The 20,911-nt window shown below is 57.2% G+C and carries 21 protein-coding genes; 9 read left to right on the top strand and 12 right to left on the bottom strand.

All coding sequences use genetic code 11. From position 1 onward, the window contains the following. Positions 1–91: 91 nt before the first annotated feature. Genes HWX89_RS07850 through HWX89_RS07840 form a run of 3 tightly spaced genes read right to left on the bottom strand, consistent with a single transcriptional unit; the run spans position 92 to position 1,911 of the window. Positions 92–1,183, bottom strand: coding sequence for a 5-(carboxyamino)imidazole ribonucleotide synthase (locus tag HWX89_RS07850; protein WP_138792047.1), 1,092 nt, complete (start codon positions 1,181–1,183; stop codon positions 92–94). 8 nt (positions 1,184–1,191) lie between these two features. Continuing rightward, positions 1,192–1,659 (bottom strand): 5-(carboxyamino)imidazole ribonucleotide mutase, encoded by a 468-nt coding sequence (gene purE / locus HWX89_RS07845; protein ID WP_178340680.1) that lies wholly within the window; start codon positions 1,657–1,659, stop codon positions 1,192–1,194. Between the two features lie 48 nt (positions 1,660–1,707). Next, positions 1,708–1,911 carry a YdcH family protein gene (locus tag HWX89_RS07840; RefSeq protein ID WP_138792049.1) on the bottom strand — a complete coding sequence of 68 codons (204 nt, stop codon included), beginning with the start codon at positions 1,909–1,911 and terminating at the stop codon, positions 1,708–1,710. Between the two features lie 233 nt (positions 1,912–2,144). Here HWX89_RS07840 and HWX89_RS07835 point away from each other — a divergent pair, with 233 nt between their 5' ends. After that, the gene (locus HWX89_RS07835) at positions 2,145–2,321 is read left to right on the top strand and encodes a YdcH family protein (RefSeq protein ID WP_138792050.1); all 177 of its coding nucleotides are present in this window, start codon (positions 2,145–2,147) and stop codon (positions 2,319–2,321) included. Between the two features lie 119 nt (positions 2,322–2,440). Here HWX89_RS07835 and HWX89_RS07830 read toward each other — a convergent pair whose 3' ends face one another. Continuing rightward, the gene (locus HWX89_RS07830) at positions 2,441–3,205 is read right to left on the bottom strand and encodes a sulfite exporter TauE/SafE family protein (RefSeq protein ID WP_138792051.1); all 765 of its coding nucleotides are present in this window, start codon (positions 3,203–3,205) and stop codon (positions 2,441–2,443) included. A 104-nt stretch (positions 3,206–3,309) separates the two neighbouring features. Between HWX89_RS07830 and HWX89_RS07825 the strand changes: the two genes are divergently transcribed. The 6 genes from HWX89_RS07825 to HWX89_RS07800 all read left to right on the top strand — a co-directional run bounded on the left by HWX89_RS07825 (position 3,310) and on the right by HWX89_RS07800 (position 10,027). Beyond that, the gene (locus HWX89_RS07825) at positions 3,310–3,963 is read left to right on the top strand and encodes a thiamine phosphate synthase (RefSeq protein ID WP_138792052.1); all 654 of its coding nucleotides are present in this window, start codon (positions 3,310–3,312) and stop codon (positions 3,961–3,963) included. Positions 3,964–3,971: 8 nt separating this feature from the next. After that, positions 3,972–5,072: a tetratricopeptide repeat protein gene (locus HWX89_RS07820; RefSeq protein WP_178340658.1), complete on the top strand. Its 1,101-nt coding sequence runs from the start codon at positions 3,972–3,974 to the stop codon at positions 5,070–5,072. A 163-nt stretch (positions 5,073–5,235) separates the two neighbouring features. Next, entirely contained in the window at positions 5,236–6,036 is an 801-nt protein-coding gene (locus HWX89_RS07815) for an inositol monophosphatase family protein (RefSeq protein ID WP_138792054.1), read from the top strand. A gap of 202 nt (positions 6,037–6,238) precedes the next feature. Next, a complete protein-coding gene (locus HWX89_RS07810) occupies positions 6,239–7,261 on the top strand; it encodes a flagellar motor protein MotA (RefSeq protein WP_138792055.1) in 1,023 nt (340 codons plus the stop codon). Positions 7,262–7,263: 2 nt separating this feature from the next. After that, positions 7,264–8,295, top strand: coding sequence for a peptidoglycan -binding protein (locus tag HWX89_RS07805; protein ID WP_138792056.1), 1,032 nt, complete (start codon positions 7,264–7,266; stop codon positions 8,293–8,295). An 85-nt stretch (positions 8,296–8,380) separates the two neighbouring features. Continuing rightward, complete coding sequence (locus tag HWX89_RS07800) at positions 8,381–10,027, top strand: FAD-binding dehydrogenase (protein WP_138792057.1); 1,647 nt, start codon at positions 8,381–8,383, stop codon at positions 10,025–10,027. Between the two features lie 3 nt (positions 10,028–10,030). Here the strand turns inward: HWX89_RS07800 and HWX89_RS07795 are convergent, their stop codons facing one another. After that, complete coding sequence (locus HWX89_RS07795; RefSeq protein ID WP_138792058.1) at positions 10,031–11,830, bottom strand: ABC transporter transmembrane domain-containing protein; 1,800 nt, start codon at positions 11,828–11,830, stop codon at positions 10,031–10,033. 260 nt (positions 11,831–12,090) lie between these two features. Here HWX89_RS07795 and rpmE point away from each other — a divergent pair, with 260 nt between their 5' ends. Then, positions 12,091–12,312, top strand: coding sequence for a 50S ribosomal protein L31 (gene rpmE / locus HWX89_RS07790; protein ID WP_003497640.1), 222 nt, complete (start codon positions 12,091–12,093; stop codon positions 12,310–12,312). A 142-nt stretch (positions 12,313–12,454) separates the two neighbouring features. Here rpmE and rcdA read toward each other — a convergent pair whose 3' ends face one another. The 3 genes from rcdA to HWX89_RS07775 form a co-directional block, all read right to left on the bottom strand. Further along, positions 12,455–12,970, bottom strand: coding sequence for a protease adaptor protein RcdA (gene rcdA, locus HWX89_RS07785; protein ID WP_138792059.1), 516 nt, complete (start codon positions 12,968–12,970; stop codon positions 12,455–12,457). Between the two features lie 416 nt (positions 12,971–13,386). Next, the gene (locus HWX89_RS07780) at positions 13,387–13,578 is read right to left on the bottom strand and encodes a DUF1192 domain-containing protein (protein ID WP_138792060.1); all 192 of its coding nucleotides are present in this window, start codon (positions 13,576–13,578) and stop codon (positions 13,387–13,389) included. Continuing rightward, positions 13,575–14,858: an MFS transporter gene (locus HWX89_RS07775; protein WP_138792061.1), complete on the bottom strand. Its 1,284-nt coding sequence runs from the start codon at positions 14,856–14,858 to the stop codon at positions 13,575–13,577. The genes HWX89_RS07780 and HWX89_RS07775 overlap by 4 nt, the downstream gene beginning before the upstream one ends. 134 nt (positions 14,859–14,992) lie before the next feature. Between HWX89_RS07775 and HWX89_RS07770 the strand changes: the two genes are divergently transcribed. Continuing rightward, positions 14,993–15,148, top strand: a complete 156-nt coding sequence (locus HWX89_RS07770; protein WP_178340657.1) for a hypothetical protein — start codon at positions 14,993–14,995, stop codon at positions 15,146–15,148. Between the two features lie 72 nt (positions 15,149–15,220). On the opposite strand, the gene HWX89_RS07765 is transcribed toward HWX89_RS07770, so the two are convergent. The 4 genes from HWX89_RS07765 to gap form a co-directional block, all read right to left on the bottom strand. Next, complete coding sequence (locus HWX89_RS07765; RefSeq protein WP_138792062.1) at positions 15,221–16,246, bottom strand: class I fructose-bisphosphate aldolase; 1,026 nt, start codon at positions 16,244–16,246, stop codon at positions 15,221–15,223. A 192-nt stretch (positions 16,247–16,438) separates the two neighbouring features. After that, the gene (locus HWX89_RS07760; RefSeq protein WP_138792063.1) at positions 16,439–17,641 is read right to left on the bottom strand and encodes a phosphoglycerate kinase; all 1,203 of its coding nucleotides are present in this window, start codon (positions 17,639–17,641) and stop codon (positions 16,439–16,441) included. 74 nt (positions 17,642–17,715) lie between these two features. Continuing rightward, positions 17,716–19,596: a potassium/proton antiporter gene (locus tag HWX89_RS07755; protein WP_178340656.1), complete on the bottom strand. Its 1,881-nt coding sequence runs from the start codon at positions 19,594–19,596 to the stop codon at positions 17,716–17,718. Between the two features lie 304 nt (positions 19,597–19,900). Further along, positions 19,901–20,911, bottom strand: coding sequence for a type I glyceraldehyde-3-phosphate dehydrogenase (gene gap, locus HWX89_RS07750; protein ID WP_138792065.1), 1,011 nt, complete (start codon positions 20,909–20,911; stop codon positions 19,901–19,903).

The raw sequence follows: 20,911 nt of genomic DNA, 5'->3' as shown, positions 1-20,911 counted from the left end.
GCGCTTAATCAAAACAATCAAAAGCGCGCAACGGGGCGCGCTCTTTTCGGTTGGCAGGCAGATACCAGTGCGGCCCCTGCCTGTCAACTCGTCACAGTGGTTTTCCCTGAAAAGACTCAGGATTTCCCGCATTCTTGAGTTGCGTGACATGGCCCATCTTGCGGCCTGGCCGTGCCTCTGTCTTGCCGTAAAGGTGCACAAGGCAGTCTTTTTCAGAAAGCCAGCGGGGGACGTCGTTGACGTCGTCGCCAATCAGATTGGTCATCACGCAGTCGGAGTGACGGCCAGTGCTGCCAGGCGCGAGGCCCGCGACGGCGCGAATATGCTGCTCGAACTGGGAAATGACGCAGGCTGCTTCCGTCCAGTGACCGGTATTGTGGACACGTGGAGCCATTTCATTCGCCACCAGTGAGCCATCCGGCAGGACAAAGAACTCGATGCCGATGACGCCAACATAGTCGAGAGCGGCAAGAAGCTTTTCAGCCGACTGCACAGCGGTCATCTTCGCCGCGTCGGAAAGATTGGCCGGGATTGTGGACGTGTGCAGGATTCCGTTCAGGTGAACGTTTTCTGCAGGGTCGTAACAGGTCACGGTTCCATCCTTGAACCGCGCCGCGATGATCGAGACCTCCCGCTCGAAAGCGACGAAGCTTTCGAGAATCAGCGGTACGCCGCCCAATGCATCGAAGGCGCCGGTCAGATCTTCGCCGCCCTTGAAAAGGCGCTGGCCCTTTCCGTCATAACCCATGCGTCGGGTCTTAAGAACGCCTTTGCCACCAAATTCGGCCAAAGCGGATTCGAGTTCGGTCTGGCTGTCAACAGCGCGAAAACCCGCAGTCGGAATGCCGCAATCGTTGAGAAAGCGTTTTTCGGTCAGGCGGTCCTGAGATGCGCTGAGAGCCTTTGCCGGTGGATAAACCGGTACGGAGGCGGCGAGCCTCTCGGCTGCGGAGACCGGCACGTTCTCAAACTCATAGGTTACGACGTCGCAAAGGCTGCCAAGTTTGGCGAGTGCCTTTTCGTCATCGTAAGCCGCCACGATCTGATCGTTGCAGACCTGTGCGGCGGGACAATCCGCCTGCGGCTCGAGAACGATGGTCCGGAAATTGAGGCGTGCTGCCGCCATCGCCAGCATTCGGCCGAGCTGGCCTCCGCCGATGATGCCGATGGTAAGGTTGTTCATGTTTCCGGTCACTGCGGATTGTCCATGGGGTATTCGGCAACGGCGGCTGACTGGCGCGCACGCCAGGCATCGAGCCGGTCAGCGAGATCCTCGTCGCCAAGGGCCAGAACAGCCGCTGCGAGCAGGGCGGCATTGATGGCGCCTGCCTTGCCGATGGCGAGTGTTCCGACCGGGATGCCGGCTGGCATCTGCACGATCGAATAAAGGCTGTCCTGTCCCGACATGGTCTTGGACTGGACCGGGACACCAAACACTGGAAGTGGTGTCATGGCTGCGGTCATGCCGGGAAGATGGGCAGCTCCGCCTGCACCTGCGATGATGACCTTGAAGCCTTCATCCTTTGCGCCGGTTGCGAAGTCGTAAAGACGATCTGGCGTTCGGTGTGCCGAAATGATACGCGCTTCGTATTCCACGTCGAGGGCATCCAGCGTATCGGCGGCGTTCTTCATGGTTTCCCAGTCGGACTGGCTTCCCATGATGATGGCGACGGGCGGTGTTTCTGCTGTCACTTGGCTTGCTCCGGCTCAGGCAATGATATCGGGTATGACCTGGTCTTCGAGTTGGGACATCTTGTCCTTGACGGCCAGTTTTTTCTTCTTCATGCGCTGTATCCGCAATGCATCGCAGCTGGTCTGGATCATTGCGTTGATCGCTGCATCATAGTCCTCATGCTCCTGGCGCAACCGCGCCAGCGCGAGCCTGATGTCCGCCTGGTCCTGATCGGGCATCCTGTCATCCCCATTTATGCCAGCCGGATCGCCTCCGGCGCTTATGTGATCTGTTCTGGAGCCTCTATCACCAAATCGCGATAACGGGAAGTTTCCCATGCGACCAAATTGCCCAGATATTGTCATGATTTCGCCTTCGACAAGATTGTTAATCCATGTCACAGTGCTGTCGTAAACCTGAAACTCCAGTGATGGAGAGCTGGAGGTAGGTTCAAAAAGGAAGGACGTGCCGCATGACCATTCAGGCTCATATTGCATCGCTCGAAAAGAAACACGGCGCTCTGGAGGAAGAGCTCGAAAGTATTCTTGCTTCCCCGTCTTCGGATGACACGGAGATCGCCGATATCAAACGTCGAAAACTGCGCCTGAAGGACGAATTGCAGAGGCTCAAGGCCTCAACAAGGCATTGATTGACAGACTGCCGCCGCCTTCAGTGATGTAAGGACGGGCGGTTAGACAATTCAGGCTCTGGCTGCATCAAGGTGCGGTCGGAGCTTTTTAATTTTCTCCATATCAAATTTTTGCCGTGTCAGATCGGTAATCCATCCCAGAGCAGCTTCAAGGCCGCGAGCAGCGCCATCGTGTACATCAGCGGGTAAAAAACCGCAGGTTTCAGATATTTGACGATTTTTGCCCCTGCTATTGTGGCGAGCATTGCGACCGGAAGCAGCAGAGCTGACGTTTTCATGTTGCTCGAGTCGAGCGCCCCCAGAGCGAAATATGGGATGAGTTTGATCGCGTTCATGATCGCGAAAAAGCGAACGCTCATGCCCGTGTAGGTTTTTGGGTCCAGCTTCAGCGGCAACACATAGATCTGGAAGGGAGGTCCTCCCGCATGGGCAACAAAACTGGCGTAGCCCGACAGGGTCGACCACAGCGTTGCCGGTCCGCGTCGCTGCGGTTTTGCAGGAATCTCCTGGCCTTTTCTGCTGAGAAAACTCTCATAGAAATAACGCAGCACGAAGAGGATCGTCACGGTTGCAACGATGAGACGCATGGCGTCAGCCGAAATCATGCTGGAGGTTGCCCAGCCGATTGCGATACCGGCAATGGCGCCCGGCAGCATGATGAGCAATGTTTCGCGATGATTATGATGGCGCCACGCCCAGAGAGCCACGATATCCATCACGATCAGGATCGGCAGAAAGATTGCCGCCGCCTGCACGGGCGGCACAGCAAGTGCCATAATGGGAACGCCCATAAGGGCAAGCGCACCGCCCAGTCCGCCCTTTGAAAGGCCTACAAGGATGACGGCGGGAATGGCGGCCATAAAAAAATGAAAATCTGTCAGCATGGATGGACGGTTGATCCTTTCGCCGGTCCGGTTTATCGGATTTGTCATATCAAAACGAGTGCAGATTGCGCCGAAAGCGTCTTCTGCCTGAAATGGACGAACCCATGACCACAACCGAAGACCGTTGCCGCCTTGTCCTTATCGTTCCGCAAGCGGACGACATGCAGAATCAGGCCAAGGCCGTTGAAGAGGCGCTGCGTGGCGGCGATGTGGCCTCGGTCATCATTCCGCAATATGGTCTGGATGACGGTGCCTTTCAGAAAGTGGCTGAGTTGATCGTGCCGCTGGTGCAAAAGTCCGGTGCGGCAGCACTGATTGCGGGTGACAGCCGCGTGGCGGGTCGCGCCAAGGCTGATGGTTTGCATGTTACCACTGGGGGCGAGGCGCTGGCCGAGGCGGTCGAGAAATTTACCCCCAAGCTTATTGTTGGCGGTGGCAATGCCGATGACCGCCACAAGGCGCTGGAACAGGGCGAAGCCAATCCAGACTACATCTTCTTTGGCAAGCTGGAAGGTGACATCAAACCAGAGGCGCACCCGAAAAACCTGGCGCTCGGGGAATGGTGGGCATCGATGATTGAAATTCCGGCCATTGTGATGGGCGGTTCGGATATCGCATCCGTTGTGCCTGTTGCCGAGACCGGCGTCGAATTTGTTGCCCTGCGCAGTGCCGTGTTTGACCATGCTGCAGGACCTGCCCAGGCGGTTTCTGAAATCAACGCGCTGCTTGACGAAAAAGCGCCACGGTTTGACGGTTGATACGAGCGATGTTTACACGCGCTGCTCATCTTTGCCTTTCCGTTTCGCTTCTGGCGCTTTCCTTGAGTGCAGCGGCTTTCCCGGCTTTTGCGCAGTCCGGTCCGGCGACGGAGAAAAATCCTCTCGCTCGTCAGTTGGAAGATGAGGCGCAGCCGACCCGCCAGGGGCGTGTGCTGTCGGAAGAGCAGAAAGATTTGCAGCCGTCGCAGGGTGTCAACGTCTATCAGCGGATGGGTGCCGAACTTCCTGCCCTGCCGCCGGAGAAGGAATTTACCGGCAAGGTCGATGAGGCTTACGGGCATTACCAGCGTGGTGAATATGTTCAGGCCCTCGACAAGGCGCTCACACGCGCCCAGAACGGAGATGCGACCGCACAGACGCTGGTTGCGGAAATGATGTCGCGTGGTCTGGGGATTGCGCGCGACGAAAAGACCGCCGCGTTCTGGTATCAACAGGCAGCCGAGGGCAGCGATCCCGTTGCCATGTTCAAGTTCGCCCTCATTCTGATGGAGGGTAAATTCGTCACGCGCGACAAGGCCAAGGCGGACGATTTCATGCGTCGTGCTGCCGAGGCGGGGAATGCATCTGCCCAGTTCAACTGGGGCCAGATACTCGTTTCGGAAAACCCTGGCGCCAAGGGGTTGATGCTGGCATTGCCCTTTTACGAAAAGTCCGCCGAACAGGGCATTGCCGATGCGCAGTATGCCGTCTCGCAGATCTATTGGTCGGTCAAGGATGTTCCTGCTGAGAAGAAGGCGAAGGCGCGCGACTGGCTGATGCGTGCTGCGAAGGCAGGTTACGACACAGCGCAGGTCGATCTGGGAATCTGGCTGGTAAATGGTTCTGGTGGTGAGCGGAACCTGGATGAGGGTTTTCGCTGGCTCTACGGCGCGGCGCAACGTGGCAACGTCGTTGCACAGAACAAGGTGGCGCATCTCTACATTCAGGCGCTCGGTACTCGACCTGACCCCGTTGAAGCTGCCAAGTGGTACGTGCTGTCGCGGCGGGCAGGCCTGAAAGACCCTTCGCTGGAGGATTTTTATCTCGGGATCACTGACGAACAGCAGAAAAAGGCAATCGAGGCCGCAAACCGCTTTCGGCCGATGTAACGGCAAGGAGAAGCGCCCTGTCGGCGCGCCTTGAGGCTTTTAGCCTTGAATTTCGGCGCGTTTTGTGGTCTTGAACCGCAAACTCTCAATTCAAGAATAATAATAGCCTTTCCTGCCCGGCCAGTTTTCGGGTGGTCCGGCAGCTTTCCAGGAAACGAACTCGATGGCCCGTTCAGCCCTTCTCAATGTCATGGTTCAGGCCGCCCTCAAGGCGGGAAAGTCATTGGCGCGTGACTTCGGTGAAGTGCAGAACCTGCAGGTCTCGGTCAAAGGTCCAAGCGATTTCGTGTCGCAGGCCGACCTCAAGGCGGAAAAGATTGTCCGCGACGAGCTGATGAAGGCTCGTCCGACCTATGACTTCCTTGGTGAAGAAGGCGGCGAAGAAAAGGGCACCGACGGCGCACATCGCTGGATCGTCGATCCGCTTGATGGCACCACGAACTTTCTGCACGGCATTCCGCACTTTGCTGTATCCATCGCTCTCGAGCGTAACGGTGAAATTGTCGCTGGCGTTATCTTCAATCCGGCCACCGATGAGCTTTACACCGCTGAGCGTGGCGGCGGCGCGTTCCTGAACGACCGTCGTATTCGCGTTGCCGCACGTAAAGCACTGACCGACTGCGTTATCGGTTGTGGTGTTCCGCATCTTGGCCGTGGCAATCACGGCAAGTTTCTTGTCGAACTTCGTCACGTTATGGGCGAAGCCGCGGGCATTCGCCGCATGGGCGCTGCGTCGCTTGATCTTGCTTATGTCGCGGCTGGCCGCCTCGACGGTTTCTGGGAAGCTGAACTGTCGCCGTGGGATATGGCCGCTGGTCTCGTCCTGATTCGCGAAGCTGGCGGCTTTGCTAGCGACGCAAAGGGCGGCTCGGCGATCTTCGACACGGGAAGCGTGGCAGCCGGCAACGAATATATCCACAAGGCACTGGTCGAAGTTGCCAACCGTCCGATTCCCGGTCGGTAATAACGTTTTCCTGAAAATCCTGAGGTTTTCGGAAGGATTTGCAGCGCTCGGCGATCATTCGCCGGGCGCTTTTCTTTTGTCTGGCGGCGTTTCAATCCAAGGACGTGAAAAGCCTGTGATTTTACACCGGGTTTTCACTTCAATTCGTCGCAATTTTCAAATAGCTTCCGCTGAACAAGTGACCAAAGGGAACGCAAACGTCATGGCGGATTCGGAGTTGCTCGATCTTGGTGTCGAGAAACCGGTGACCACTCGGCAGTACAGCCACAAGCTGTCCAGCCCCACACCATTCCTCTGGACGATGGTCCTTTTTCTGGTCCTCGTTGGTTTCCTGGCCTCTATCCTCTATCGGCAGGCCCATACCGCTTTCATGACGAACCCGGGGCTGAACGGCTTCATTCTTGGTGTTCTGGTCATCGGCATCATTCTTGTCTTCACGCAGACTATGAGCCTGCGTTCGGAAGTGCGCTGGTTCAACGCCTTCAGGGCTGCAGGCAGTGTCGAGAAAGCTGGTCGTGCTCCGAAGCTTCTGGCACCGATGAGCACGTTGATTGGCAAGCGCGGTGATGTGCGTCTCTCGACTGTCACACAACGCACAATCCTTGATTCGATTGCCACCCGCCTTGATGAATCCCGCGATACGTCGCGTTATCTTGTCGGGCTTCTGGTTTTCCTCGGTCTTCTCGGGACGTTCTGGGGCCTGATCGGCACCATCGGTGCAATCAGCGACGTCATTCAGTCGCTCGACCCGAGTGCTGGCGACAGCACCGATATCCTCGGCTCGCTGAAGGCCGGGTTGACGGCACCACTTTCCGGTATGGGCACGGCGTTCTCGTCGTCGCTGCTTGGTCTTTCTGGTTCGCTCATTCTCGGTTTCCTTGATCTGCAGGCAGGCAGAGCCCAGAACCGCTTCTATACCCAGCTGGAAAACTGGCTATCTTCCGTTACCGATACGGGAGCGGATGTTGTCAGGGACGGAAAGGCCGAGACGGGTACGGCCGTCAGCACCGAACGTTCACTCGCCGCCATGACCAGCCTTGCAGAAGGCATCCAGGGCCTTGTGAAGAACATGCGCAGTGAACAGCAGATGTTGCGTGACTGGATTGAAGCGCAACAGGAAGAATCGAAGTCGCTTCGCCGTACGCTCGATCGGCTGTCGGCGCGTGTCGATGAGGACGCAAAGTCTTCTTCCGGGCGTATACGCCACGATAACGGGAGCGAGTAGCCATGGCGCTCGCGCGCAATCGCCGTCGCGACAGAGGGGTCGATTATTGGCCGGGCTTCGTCGATGCGCTCTCGACGCTGTTGATGGCCATCATGTTCCTGCTGACGGTTTTCGTGCTGGCACAGTTTGTTCTGTCGCGGGAAATCACCGGCAAGGACGAAGTCCTGACCCGCCTTAACAGTCAGATTGCCGAGTTGACCGAACTCTTGGCTATGGAGAAAGGCAGCAAGCAGGATATCGAGGATACCCTGGCGAACCTGCAATCGACGTTGGCCGCATCCGAGAACGAGCGGTCTAGGCTGCAGTCGCTTCTTGACGCCGGCAGCGGAAACAACGCCGCAGCAAATTCACGTATCGGCAGCCTTACAAGTGAGTTGGATGATCAGAAGCAGGCAAATACCCGCGCTTCTGCACAGATTGAGTTGCTGAACCAGCAGATTGCGGCGCTTCGTGCTCAGATCGCTTCGGTCGAATCGGCTTTGCAGGCATCCGAGGCAAAGGATGCGTCTTCTCAGGTCAGGATCGCCGATCTTGGGCGAAGGCTGAATGTGGCGCTGGCGCAGCGCGTGCAGGAGTTGAACCGCTACCGTTCGGACTTCTTCGGCCGGTTGCGCGAAATTCTCTCTGACCGCGAAAATATCCGTATCGTGGGTGACCGTTTCGTATTCCAATCTGAAGTTCTGTTCCCCTCTGGCGGCAATGAACTGAACCCGGAAGGGCAGGTGGAAATGGAAAAGCTGGCTGTAGCCCTTCTTGATCTCGCCAAGGAAATACCTGCTGAGATTAACTGGGTCCTGCGTGTCGACGGGCACACGGACAATGTTCAGCTCTCCGGTTCCGGTCGTTATCGTGACAACTGGGAGCTATCATCGGCGCGTGCGACCTCTGTCGTCAAGTTCCTGATCTCGAAGGGTGTCCCGGCAAATCGTCTGGTCGCCGCAGGTTTTGGTGAATATCAGCCGATTGCCGAGGGTGATAGCCAGGAGGCGCGTCAGCAGAACCGACGTATCGAACTCAAGCTGACCGAACGGTGAGTGACACACACCGTGTGATTGTCTTTGCGCTGATATAAATTTACGTTCTCGTAAAAGTAAATCCGTCACATCTGGGAGGAGACTGATGGAGCGGTTCGACGTGATCGTCATCGGGGCGGGGCTGGCCGGACTGGTGGCTGCGACAGAAGCCTCTGAACGTGGGCTTAGCGTATGCGTTTTAGATCAGGAGGGGGAGCAGAACCTTGGTGGGCAGGCATTCTGGTCACTTGGAGGTCTGTTCTTTGTTAATAGCCCAGAGCAGCGCCTCATGCGGGTGCACGACAGCATCGATCTGGCGCGACAGGACTGGTTCGGTTCTGCCTGTTTCGACCGTGCCGAAGATCATTGGCCGCAGCGATGGGCCGAAGCCTATCTCGATTTTGCTGGCGGAGAGAAACGTGCCTGGCTGCATGGCCTGGGTATGCGGTGGTTTCCGGTTGTTGGTTGGGCGGAGCGGGGAGGCGCTTTCGCGCATGGTCACGGAAATTCCGTTCCACGTTTTCACGTTACCTGGGGAACAGGCCCGGGCGTGCTGGCCCCCTTCATTAAGAAGGCGCAGGCGCTCGTCGAAAGTGGCCGGCTTACGTTTCGCTTTCGCCATCAGGTCGACGCGCTGGAAAAGAGCGGAGGCACCGTCACGGGCGTCTCCGGGACCGTGCTTGTGCAAGATCCTGTCCTGCGCGGTCAGACAAGCAGCAGAGAGCCGATAGGCAGCTTCACGATGGCCGCCTCGGCTTTAATCGTTACCGCTGGTGGGATTGGTGGCAACCACGACCTGGTGCAGCGCAATTGGCCGACTGATCGTCTCGGACAACCACCGGCGCAAATGGTCTGTGGTGTACCAGCGCATGTGGATGGCAGAATGATTGCCATCACCGAGGCGGCTGGCGGTGATGTCATCAACCGAGACAGAATGTGGCATTATACCGAAGGCGTGAAAAACCATGACCCGATCTGGCCCAATCATGGCATCCGCATTTTGCCAGGGCCATCGTCCTTCTGGTGTGACGCAGATGGCAATCGGCTGCCCGCACCCGCCATGCCGGGTTTCGATACGCTTGGGACGCTAAAGATCCTGAGGCAAAGAAACAGCGACTATAGCTGGTTCATTTTGACCAAGGCGATCATCAAGAAGGAATTTGCTCTTTCAGGATCGGAGCAGAACCCGGATCTGACGGATAAAAACATCCAGCTTCTCCTCAAGAGGCTTGGTAAGGAGCCACCGGCGCCGGTCAAGGCATTCATAGAACGCGGTGAGGATTTTGCCGTCTCTGACACACTGGAAGATCTCGTGGCGGCCATGAACAGGATCAGCGGCGAAAACAGGCTTGATCCGGCTTATATCCGCCAGCAAATCGAGGCCCGTGACAGGGAGATCGAAAACAGCTTCGGCAAGGACGCCCAGATAACGGCGATCAACGGAGCAAGGCGCTACCTCGGCGACAAACTCATGCGAACCGCCCGACCTCACCGGTTGCTTGATCGCGGGAAGGGGCCGCTGATTGCCGTGCGTCTGCATATCCTGACCCGTAAGACACTGGGCGGCCTGCATACCGATCTGCAAGCGCGCATTTTGGATCGGGCAGGCGAGCCGGTTGCGGGGCTTTATGCCGCCGGCGAAGTCTCCGGTTTCGGTGGTGGCGGCATGCACGGTTACAACGCGCTGGAGGGCACATTTCTCGGCGGTTGCCTGTTTTCCGGCCGTGTTGCCGGACGCAACGTTTTGTCGTGACACTTACGCGTGGGCGCGCAATTCATCCGGCCCGGTCTGGAATTGCAACTGTGCAAGACGCGCATAAAGGCCGTTTTGGCGGATCAGGCTCTGGTGTGTGCCTTCCTCGACAATGCGCCCTTCATCCATGACAAGGATGCGATCGGCCTTGAGCACGGTAGCGAGGCGGTGTGCGATGACGATGGTGGTGCGGGGTTTCATTAGCTCATCAAGCGCCTTCTGCACCAGCATTTCGCTTTCGGCGTCAAGCGCGGAGGTGGCCTCGTCAAGCAAAAGGATTGGCGCATTGCGAAGAATGGCGCGGGCAATGGCTATCCGCTGTCGCTGGCCACCGGAAAGCGTCACGCCACGCTCGCCAACCTGCGTGTCATATCCGCTTTCCAGCCTCTCAATGAAACCGTCGGCCTGTGCCGCTGTGGCCGCAGCGCGAACCTGATCACGCGTCGCTTCGGGACGACCAAACGCGATGTTGTCATGGATCGAGGATGCAAAAATTGCCACGTCCTGCGGCACGCTGGACATACGCGAGCGCACATCGGCAATGCGGGCACTTTTGATGTCGGTACCGTCGATGGTGATGCGACCTTGTTGTGGATCGTAAAATCGCATCAGAAGAGAAAAGACCGTGCTTTTACCAGCGCCGGATGGCCCGACGATCGCCACCGTTTCACCGGCTGCAACCTTGAACGACAGGCCGGAGATGATCGGCCTTTCGGTTGCCAGCGGATAAACAAAGCCGACGTCGTGAAATTCGGCCTCCCCGCGTGGTGGTAGCGGCATCGAAACAGGTGCTGCGGGTTCGGCGACGGCGGAGCGCTCGTTCAAGATTTCAGACAGTCTTTCGGCCGCGCCACCTGCTTGCGCCAGTTCGCCCCAGACTTCCGAAAGTTGACCCAGGCCGCTGGCGGCAATAACCGAATAAAGAACGAACTGGCCGAGCGTACCTGCTGACATGCTGCCGCTCAGAACGTTCTGGGCGCCGTACCAGAGAATGCCGACGACGCTTCCAAAGACGAGGGCGATGGCGACGGCTGTCAGGATTGCACGCGCACCGATGGCTGCCCTGGCGCCTTGATAGGCCGCTTCGACGGATTGACCATAACGGGCGTTCGCAAGAGGTTCGGCATTGAACGATTGCACCGTTCGGGTGGCTCCGATGGTCTCGGAGGCGTAGGCTGCGGATTGGGCCAATGTATCCTGTGTTGTACGCGAGCGAGCGCGCACCGATCGCCCAAATGCAATCAGGGGGAACACGATGAAGGGGATGGCCAGCAGCGCCAAGCCTGAAAGTCCGGGACTGGTATAGATCATCATGACGACGGCACCGAAACACATGATGATGTTACGCAGCGCCACGGAGGCAGAGGAGCCAAAGGCGGAGCGAATCTGCACCGTGTCGGCAGTAAGGCGCGAGGTCAGTTCACCGGATCGGTTGGCATCGAAAAATTGCTGGGACAGCGATGTCAGGTGCGCGAACACGTCATGGCGAAGGTCGGCAACAACCCGTTCACCGATGCTCATGACATAATAATAGCGCATGGCACTGGCGAGGGCCAAAACAACGGCAATCGCAAGAAGCATGGCGAAGTAGCTGTTGATCATGCCGCTGTCTGAAACCTGAAAGCCATGATCGATGATGCGGCGGACGGCGAGCGGCAAAGCAAGGGTGGTGGCCGATGAGAGAACAAGCGCGAAAAGGGCGATTGCCATCAGGCCGCGGTAGCGCTTGAGATAAGGGAAGAGACCGAGAAGCGGCTTCAGGCTTTTACGGTTTGCCGCTTTCTGCTCCTGTACGTCTGCCACTTCTTGTCTTCTCCTTTGTCAGCGCTTGCCAGTCGGCCCTGGCAGGGAATTCGGATTATGCAATCCGTTCTTGCCAAAAGGGGCTATCTCCGTTCACAAGGAAACAGCAGGCTCTTGTTATCTCGGCGACCTTCATGTATAGGCTCCGCATCAAATTGGGAAGCCATAGCCCATCTGGACTATGGCTTCATTTATTGAATTGGCTCAGTTGACGCAATTGCGGCAAATGGACCGCACGTCACTTAACCAGGAAGATTGTCATGAAGGCTGATATCCATCCCGATTATCACACGATCAAGGTGGTCATGACCGATGGCACCGAATACGAAACCCGCTCGACCTGGGGTTCGGAAGGCGCAGTCATGAACCTCGAAATCGACCCCAAGTCCCATCCGGCATGGACGGGCGGCAACCAGCAGCTTATGGACCGCGGTGGTCGCGTTTCCAAGTTCAACAAGCGTTTCGGTGGCCTCGGCCTCTGATCCCTTGTGGACGGATTATTTAAAAAAGCCCGGCTCTGCCGGGCTTTTTTATTTGCCTGTTTGTGTTCACAGGCGTGTTGCGCAACAAAAAAAGCAGGCTTGAAAGCCTGCTTTTTAAATCGTCTATATTTTTTGTTTTTTCTTAGTTGATTGTGAATGCCGTGCGCAGAAGGTTGAGCTGAGCCTGGACGCTGTTTTCATTGTCCGGCACCTTGGCAGCTTCTGCGGGGCGATAGATTTCGCGGTCGAGCAGGGCAACGCGATTCTGAAGCCGAAGCGAGCGTTCGATCAGATCACGGAAGGATTCCGGCAGGTCGTTCCAGCCGGGAGCGTTGCGATCAACGTTAAAGCTGTCGAGGCGAACCTTGTTCTTTTCGCTGATAACCTGATCCTTGGTCATCTCGCCGTTGTTGACGGCGCGCTGCAGAAGCAACCAGGATGCCATCTGCATCAGGCGGGTGGTGAGGCGCATCGATTCTGCTGCGTAAAGCACCGACGCCATACGCGGGAGAACCTTCGAGGCAACGCGGCCAGCACCATCGAGATAGCTTGCCGTTTCCTCAACCAGTGTCATCCCTTCGTTATAGAGGGTCTTGAACTGGTTGGAAGCAGCAGCGCGCCCTGCAAAGCTAATGGTATTCAACACCTGTTCGGACATGTTCTTTAATCCCTGCTCACGCACCACACTGTCAGGCAACGACGATCCGGATATTTTGTTCCGGTCTTTAGTGTTTTCAGGATGATATCATTACCTGAAATGCGCAAGGCAATTATTAAAGAAGGGTTAATACCCACAGTTTTGCGAAAATGCCATCGACCAAAAAAAGAGCCGCAAAAGCGGCTCTCAAGGTAAAACAGGGAGAAAAATCAGACCAAATCGCCAACTGGAGAAGATGCCTGAAGTCCAGAAGAACTGGACATGTATAGTAATCTCTCAGAAAGCTTAATTTTGTGTTAATGGTAAACGAAAGACTGCCTCAGAATTTTAATTCCTTCCGGCGCGACAGCGCTAGCGACGAAGTCTTTCCTTCATTCTGCTTCTAAGCTTCCACGGTTGCCAGACGTCAGGCAGGCTTAAGTCCGGAAGAGATTCTCTGCCGCTTGCCTGCCTGCGGATTTCCTTTTCCGCTCCTCGTCGAGTCGGTTGATCTCTGCTTGAAGCAACCCGATCCGAGTCGTCAGTTCGTCGACCGAGAGAAGACTGAGGTCGCTGCCGATCTCGTGCGCCTGTGGTTTTTTCGGCCTGTCATCGTCAAAGAGGCTCATATGCCCGCTCCTTTTTCAACATAGTCGCCGTCCTCTGGATATTGCGGCGCGCGCGGGTCGAGCGCAATACTTTCCGGCGTGACAAGCGGCGCTGGAGTGGTCGGGATACTCTTGAAGTTATCCTTCTCCTCCGTCGACAGGGCGGCACGACGGTAGCTTCTCATGATCGCGTAGGCCGTTATGAGTGTGTGGGCGAGGGCGGTTACCAGGAACAGAGCGTAGGGGCCGTAATGGGTCATGACGGCGCCACCCAATGTTGGGCCGATGATCGTGCCAATGCCGTAAAGCAACAGCAGGCCGCCTGATACCTTAACGAAATCCTGGGAGGCCGCGAAGTCGTTGGCATGTGCTACGGCAATCGGATAGAGCGCGTTCGCGGCGGCGCCATAGACCGCAATCATTGGAATGAGCAGATAAACGTTATGGGGCTGGACTGCCGCGACAGCAAGACCGGCCAACGCTCCGAGACCGGCAAGCCCAGCCAGCACGTAACGACGGTCGATGCGGTCTGAGAGACGACCGGCCGGGAACTGTGCCATGGCGCCGACGAAAATCGTGACAGAGACCATGATAGCAATCATGGTTGGATCAAGCCCCGCCCGCGCTCCGAACACCGCACCCAGCGTACCATACGCGCCGTTGGCTATGCCGATCATCAGGATGCCGACAAATGAGACGGGCGAGTTGCGATACAATGCCGGTAAATCCAGCCTGACCTTTTGTAGAGGCTGGGGGGTTGCTGCTTTCGACAACGTGGCCGGCAGAATGGCGACGCAGTAGATGATGCCGCAGATCATGAAGAGCGACGTGTCGCTGATATTGCCCATTGGGACGATCATCTGGCCCGCCACGACACCGAGCAGCGTGATCGCGATGTAGAGCGAGAAGATCATGCCACGTGTCTCATTGGTGGCACGCTCGTTCAGCCAGCTCTCGATAATCATCGATGTCCCGGCCGTGCAGAAGCCCGTCAGAGCACGCAGCCCAATCCACCATTCGTCGTCAACGACAAGGCCAGTCATCAGTACAGTGAGGCAAACAACGGCCACGAAGGAGCCGAAAGCTCGTACATGTCCCGCCCGGCGCACGATGGCGGGTGCGACAAAGCAGCCAATGACAAAACCCGCCGCCCAGGAGGTTCCGAGAAAGCCAAGGACTTCGTTCGAGTATCCTTCCGCCGAACCACGCACAGGTAGGACCAGACCTTGCAGGCCGTTGCCCAGAAAAAGAAACAGAGTGCTGGATAAAAGAGCGAATACGGGTAGAAGGTTTCTGCTCATAGAGACACTCTCATGCGTTCGGTCGTACAGGTCGGGCGTTCACACGGATGCTACCCCAATGGGTTGCACTCTTCTGGTGAACGGTAAAAATGTCCAGCCTGTGACGATCCGGAAATAAAGAAAAGGCTGAACAAATGGCAAAGGCGATCGGCCTTTTTCTACTCTTGGCGATGATCGTGCAGATTATCAGGCCAATTGGCCTGCCAGGACTGCGAAAACGCGGCGATTTCTGGAAGATTGCCATCGTCGCCTTTGTGATCTGGACAGCAACGCTTCTTTTGCGTCCTTGATCAGATTGGCGTGTGCCAATAAAAAAAGCCGCCCCGAAGGGCGGCCTTGATCTTTTTCTGGATCAGAATGTCTCAGGCGGCTTTTTCGAGTTCCTGTTTCCAGGTGCCCTTGGCTGCCAGTGTGTTCATCATCGCACGGTGCGTGAAGGCGCGCTGGCCTGCTGCAACGTTTTCCTGCTTGCCGCCCCAAACCTTGAGTGCGGTGTCCTGAAGCGCACGACCGTAGGAATAGGTCAGTCCCCACGGCAGGTCGTAAGCGGAGTTCATGGCGGACAGGTGGGCTGTCGCTTCTTCGGAGGACTGGCCACCCGAGAGGAACGCGATACCGGGAACGGCCGAAGGCACGGTTGCCTTGAGAACCTTGACCGTCTTCTCAGCCACTTCTTCGACAGATGCCTTGCGAGCGTTTTTGCCGTCGATGATCATGTTCGGCTTTAGGATCATGCCTTCCAGGTTGACACGGGCGTCAAACAGATCGGCGAATACCGTCTGCAGAACCCACTGGGTAACTTCCGCGCAGCGATCGATGTCGTGGGTTCCCGGCTCGCCGTCCATGAGAACTTCAGGTTCGACGATAGGAACGATATCAGCCTGCTGGCAGAGTGCGGCATAGCGAGCGAGAGACTGGGAATTGGCCTTGATGGAGCCCCAGCTCGGACGCTGCTCGCCGATGGTGATAACACCGCGCCACTTGGCAAAACGGGCACCTGCTTCATGGTACTTGCGCAGGCGCTCGTAGAGGCCGTCCAGGCCCTCGGTGATGAATTCATGCGGGTGGAAAGCCATCGGCTTGGCGCCAATATCCACCTTGATGCCAGGAAGGCTGCCTGCAGCCTTGATGATGTCGACGAAAGGCGTACCGTCTGCAGCTTTCTGGTAGAGGGTTTCCTCATAGAGGATGACGCCGGAAATACACTTCTTCATGGCGTCGTCGGAGCGGAACAGCATCTCGCGATAGTCGCGGCGGCTGGTCTCGGTGGATTCCAGATTGATGCTGTCGAAACGCTTTTTGATCGTTCCTGTGGACTCGTCTGCAGCGAGGAGACCCTTGCCGTCAGCGACCATTTTGAGTGCGATGTCTTCGAGACGTTCGGTCATTTGCTATACTCCCAAGGCACAATACAATTCCGGATAACAGAAGTTCCAATGCAGGGAAATGGCATGCTAACTCATTGAAACGATTGAAATCATTTCAATCGTTTGAAACTTTTCCTCCCATTTTTACCTGCCAAAAAACAAGCCGGACAAGCAGTGCTTGTCCGGCTCTTTCGTCAGGCAAGTTGTAGAAGTTTACTTGTCGCCAGAAAGGATGGCAACGCCCGGCAATTCCTTGCCTTCCATCCATTCGAGGAAGGCGCCACCGGCCGTCGAGACATAGGTAAAGTCGTCGGCAACGCCGGCATGGTTGAGGGCTGCGACAGTGTCGCCACCGCCTGCGACCGACACGAGTTTTCCAGCCTTGGTGCATTCAGCAGCGTGCTTGGCCGCAGCGACCGTTGCCGCGTCGAACGGCTCGATTTCGAACGCACCGAGGGGGCCGTTCCACACCAGCGTCTCGGCACGGGAAATCCATGCCTTGATGCTTTCGACGGATTTTGCGCCGACATCCAGCACCATGGTATCGGCAGGGATGGCATTGATTTCGACGGTTTCGTTAGCAGCGCCAGCCTTGAACTCGCGGGCAATCACGCCGTCTTCCGGCAGAACAATTGCACAGCCCGAGGTGGCGGCCTCGATCATGATCTGCTTGGCAGTGTCGGCCAGGTCGTGCTCGCAGAGGGACTTGCCGACATTCGTGCCACGCGCAGCAAGGAAGGTGTTGGCCATGCCGCCGCCGATGACGAGTGCATCGACTTTCTTGACGAGGTTCATCAGGAGATCGATCTTGGACGAAACCTTCGCGCCACCGACGATTGCCACGACCGGGCGGGCAGGTGCGCCCAGACCCTTTTCAAGGGCTTCCAGCTCTGCCTGCATGGTGCGGCCAGCATAAGCGGGAAGGTGGCGTGCCAGGCCTTCCGTAGAGGCGTGCGCGCGATGGGCGGCGGAGAAAGCGTCGTTCACGTATATATCGCCATTGGCTGCCAGTGCCTCGACGAAGGCCGGGTCGTTCTTTTCTTCACCCTTGTGAAAACGGGTGTTTTCAAGAAGCAGGATGTCGCCATCATTCAGCTTGGCGACGGCTTCAGCAGCAGGCGCGCCGATGCAGTCGGACGCGAAGGACACCGCGTGATCGAGGACTTCTTCGACGGCTGGAACGATCAGCGACAGCGACATGTCCGCGACAGGTTCTCCCTTCGGGCGGCCAAAATGCGCCAGCAGGATGACCTTTGCGCCTTTTTCAGAAAGCTCGAGGATGGTCGGAGCAACACGCTCGATACGGGTCTTATCCGTGACTTTCCCATCCGCGACCGGTACGTTGAGATCAACGCGCACGAGAACGCGTTTTCCGGCAATGTCTTTAAGATCGTTGAGGGTTTTGAAGGCGGGCATATGTCGATCCTGATTTTGTTAAGACGGGTAAGGTTGGCAGGAACATACAATGCCTGAAAGCCGACGCAAGCCGCTTATGCTTCATTTTCTCGCACATCGGTTGAAGCTGTGGAGGAGGGCTGAGCACTTTTCTGGGCCTGCGGATTGCGAGCGTTCCGACGGTGCTCCACGTGGGCGCGGACACGGCGGACGATTTCACCGAAGCTGATGAAGATAGGCAGGCTGGTCGCCGGTTCAACGGGTTCGAGCGAGACGCCGACGCCCGTTATCGCCTCATGTTCGTCCAGCGCGCGAACGATCAGGACGATTGAGCCAAGGCGTACACGATCGGCATAGTCGGCCTTTCCACTGAGGCGGGATTCGATCAATTCGGCGATAGTCATCGACTGTTCGGCGGCGGATAGAAGGCTCGGACCATAGGCGATTTCCAGTTCCTTGGCAGGGCGAGATGGCTGGATCGAGAAAGTGCCGAAAAACTCCGCATCGTCTGCCGCAACTGGCAGCGCGCTGGCAAACAGTCGGTCGATCAGACGCGAATATCCGGGTGCAATAAAGAGATAAACGAGATCGTCTTCGCGCAGGCGTCCGGCATATTGGTATCGCATGGATTTGCCGTCCCGCACGACCAGAGAGGGCATCGCCCAGCGCGGAATGCGCTCGCCCTGTAAAATCGCGCTGCCGCTGGCGACGCGGTAGGAAATAAGTTCGTGATTGGCCGTGCCGGGAAGGTCGACCTCCAGCTTGTCGACGTCCCCCATGCGAGGCGGCACGATCAGCCCGAGCCGAGTGGCAACCGGCTTGATCGTCCATCCCTGTAACAGAAGCGATACCAGGACGATGATGAAAGCCGCGTTGAAATAGATTTGCGCGTCATCAAGCCCCCCGAGAATGGGCATGATGGCAAGCAGGATAGAGACTGCGCCGCGCAAGCCAACCCAGGCAACGAACGACGTCTCCTGCTGTGTGTAGTTGAAGGGCATGAGGCTGAGCCAGACGGCAAGGGGGCGTGCCACAAAGATCAGAAAGAGCGCCAGCAACACGGCCGGAACGGCGATCGCAGGAAACTGCGATGGTGTCGCCAGTAGACCAAGCATAAGGAACATGATGATCTGCGAGAGCCAGGTCAGACCCTCATGGAAACGGCGAATGGTTTCCTTGGCAAAGATTCTCCGGTTGCCGGCGACGATACCTGCCACATAGACGGCGAGAAAGCCGCTGCCGCCGATGGTGCCGGTAAAGGAAAAGACGAGCAGTGCCAGTGCCAGCACAAAGATCGGCGCCAGGCCGCGGTCAGCAGCAAAACGGTTGACTACGGAAACGATCATCAACCCGCCCAACAGGCCGAAGATCAGCCCAAGGCCCATCTGTTCGAGGAAAAGAATAACGAAGCTTCGGTCGAACCCGGCAAGCCCCTGACCCTTGCTGATCACCTCGACAAGCGCGATGGTCAAGAAGATCGCCATGGGATCGTTGGTGCCGGACTCGACTTCGAGCGTCGAACGCACCTGATCGCGGATATGTATGCCGCCGATGCGGAGCAGGAAGAAGACGGCTGCCGCATCCGTCGAGGCAACGATCGCGCCAAGCAGCAGGCCCTCAAGCCAGGATAGTCCGAGCAGAAGGGCGGCCGCACCGGCAAAAAACACGGAGGTAAGGATCACGCCGACGGTGGCAAGCGTGATGGCGGGGGCCGCTGATATCCGGAAGGATTGTATCGATGTGCCGAACCCGGAATCGAACAGAATGACTGCCAGAACCAATGAACCCAGCATGTATGCGAGCGGGTTGTTGGTAAACTCGATACCAAGGCCGTCAACACCGGCGGCAAGGCCGATCATCAGGAACAGCAATAGCAATGGTGCGCCGAAGCGGAATGCGATCAGGCTGGAAAACGCCGCAACCAGAACCAGGATCGTTGCCACCAGGAGCAAAAAGTAAAATGATTCCACGTCCATCGCCTCGCTTGAAACGGCTCCGGAGCTGGCAATGCATACGCTGCACGTTTGCAGTCAATGCGCCACGGTTGCAGACCTTCAGCGCTTTTGCGGGGTGGCGTTGAATGGCAAGGCAAGGCGGGGTGTATCGAACGATACGGCAGGAGGCAGTGCATTGCGCACGACCGAATCTCTGCTTTAATTTTTCAGGGTCAAAGTGGACCGCAACAAGGCAGGAAATAGGAAAGTTGGCGGCATTAGGATTAAAAAAGAACCCGACCAGATTGCTCTGGTCGGGTTCCCTGATGACAGATCCGTTGCGGGATCAGATGGTCTTGGCGAAAGCCACAGCCGTGTCGGACATACGGTTGGAGAAGCCCCACTCGTTGTCGTACCAGGACAAGACGCGAACAAACGTGCCTTCCATGACCTTGGTCTGGTCGTTTGCGAAAATCGAAGAATGGCTGTCGTGGTTGAAGTCGCGGGAAACCAACGGCTCGTCGGTGTAGCCGAGAATGCCCTTCAGCTTGCCATCGGCAGCAGACTTGATCGCAGCGTTGATTTCCTCGACCGACGTGTTGCGCTTGGCGAGGAACTTGAAGTCAACAACCGAAACGTTCGGGGTCGGAACACGGATGGAGGTGCCATCCAGCTTGCCCTTCAGGTGCGGCAGAACGAGACCGACGGCCTTGGCGGCACCGGTCGAAGTCGGGATCATCGAGAGTGCTGCGGCACGCGCGCGATACAGATCCTTATGCATGGTGTCGAGCGTAGGCTGGTCACCTGTGTAGGAATGGATCGTGGTCATGAAGCCATGATCGATGCCAACCGCGTCGTCGAGAACCTTGACGACCGGCACGAGGCAGTTCGTCGTGCACGAAGCGTTGGAGATGACGAGGTGATCCTTCGTCAACTGGTCGTGGTTGACGCCGAAAACGACCGTCAGGTCCGCTCCGTCTGCCGGTGCAGAAACGATGACGCGCTTGGCGCCAGCGGTGAGGTGGGCCGCTGCCTTGTCACGCGCGGTGAAGATGCCGGTGCACTCGAGCGCGATATCAACGCCGAGTTCCTTGTGCGGCAGGGTGGCGGGATCGCGCACCGCCGTCACCTTGATCGGCTTGCCGCCGCCAACGATGATGGTGTCGCCTTCGACCTTTACGTCTGCCGGGAACTTGCCGTGGATCGAGTCGTAGCGCAGCAGGTGTGCGTTGGTTTCAACCGGGCCGAGGTCGTTGATGGCAACAACTTCGATATCGGTGCGGCCAGATTCGACGATGGCACGAAGGACGTTGCGGCCGATACGGCCAAAGCCGTTAATGGCAACTTTTACAGTCAT

This window comes from Rhizobium sp. RM, from assembly GCF_013390595.1.
Lineage (GTDB): Bacteria > Pseudomonadota > Alphaproteobacteria > Rhizobiales > Rhizobiaceae > Agrobacterium.
The sequence above is the reverse complement of the archived record's forward strand: the minus strand, read 5'-3'. Positions and strand labels throughout refer to the sequence as shown.

Excerpts from the sequence above, each read along its gene's own strand:
- gap (WP_138792065.1), bottom strand. The coding sequence starts at position 20,911 with ATGACTGTAAAAGTTGCCATTAACGGCTTTGGCCGTATCGGCCGCAAC.
- HWX89_RS07835 (WP_138792050.1), top strand. The coding sequence starts at position 2,145 with ATGACCATTCAGGCTCATATTGCATCGCTCGAAAAGAAACACGGCGCT.
- HWX89_RS07805 (WP_138792056.1), top strand. The coding sequence starts at position 7,264 with ATGGCGCTCGCGCGCAATCGCCGTCGCGACAGAGGGGTCGATTATTGG.
- HWX89_RS07825 (WP_138792052.1), top strand. The coding sequence starts at position 3,310 with ATGACCACAACCGAAGACCGTTGCCGCCTTGTCCTTATCGTTCCGCAA.
- rpmE (WP_003497640.1), top strand. The coding sequence starts at position 12,091 with ATGAAGGCTGATATCCATCCCGATTATCACACGATCAAGGTGGTCATG.
- HWX89_RS07850 (WP_138792047.1), bottom strand. The coding sequence starts at position 1,183 with ATGAACAACCTTACCATCGGCATCATCGGCGGAGGCCAGCTCGGCCGA.
- HWX89_RS07840 (WP_138792049.1), bottom strand. The coding sequence starts at position 1,911 with ATGCCCGATCAGGACCAGGCGGACATCAGGCTCGCGCTGGCGCGGTTG.
- HWX89_RS07760 (WP_138792063.1), bottom strand. The coding sequence starts at position 17,641 with ATGCCCGCCTTCAAAACCCTCAACGATCTTAAAGACATTGCCGGAAAA.
- HWX89_RS07755 (WP_178340656.1), bottom strand. The coding sequence starts at position 19,596 with ATGGACGTGGAATCATTTTACTTTTTGCTCCTGGTGGCAACGATCCTG.
- HWX89_RS07780 (WP_138792060.1), bottom strand. The coding sequence starts at position 13,578 with ATGAGCCTCTTTGACGATGACAGGCCGAAAAAACCACAGGCGCACGAG.
- HWX89_RS07830 (WP_138792051.1), bottom strand. The coding sequence starts at position 3,205 with ATGCTGACAGATTTTCATTTTTTTATGGCCGCCATTCCCGCCGTCATC.
- rcdA (WP_138792059.1), bottom strand. The coding sequence starts at position 12,970 with ATGTCCGAACAGGTGTTGAATACCATTAGCTTTGCAGGGCGCGCTGCT.
- HWX89_RS07765 (WP_138792062.1), bottom strand. The coding sequence starts at position 16,246 with ATGACCGAACGTCTCGAAGACATCGCACTCAAAATGGTCGCTGACGGC.
- HWX89_RS07820 (WP_178340658.1), top strand. The coding sequence starts at position 3,972 with ATGTTTACACGCGCTGCTCATCTTTGCCTTTCCGTTTCGCTTCTGGCG.
- HWX89_RS07770 (WP_178340657.1), top strand. The coding sequence starts at position 14,993 with ATGGCAAAGGCGATCGGCCTTTTTCTACTCTTGGCGATGATCGTGCAG.
- purE (WP_178340680.1), bottom strand. The coding sequence starts at position 1,659 with ATGGGAAGCCAGTCCGACTGGGAAACCATGAAGAACGCCGCCGATACG.
- HWX89_RS07775 (WP_138792061.1), bottom strand. The coding sequence starts at position 14,858 with ATGAGCAGAAACCTTCTACCCGTATTCGCTCTTTTATCCAGCACTCTG.
- HWX89_RS07815 (WP_138792054.1), top strand. The coding sequence starts at position 5,236 with ATGGCCCGTTCAGCCCTTCTCAATGTCATGGTTCAGGCCGCCCTCAAG.
- HWX89_RS07800 (WP_138792057.1), top strand. The coding sequence starts at position 8,381 with ATGGAGCGGTTCGACGTGATCGTCATCGGGGCGGGGCTGGCCGGACTG.
- HWX89_RS07810 (WP_138792055.1), top strand. The coding sequence starts at position 6,239 with ATGGCGGATTCGGAGTTGCTCGATCTTGGTGTCGAGAAACCGGTGACC.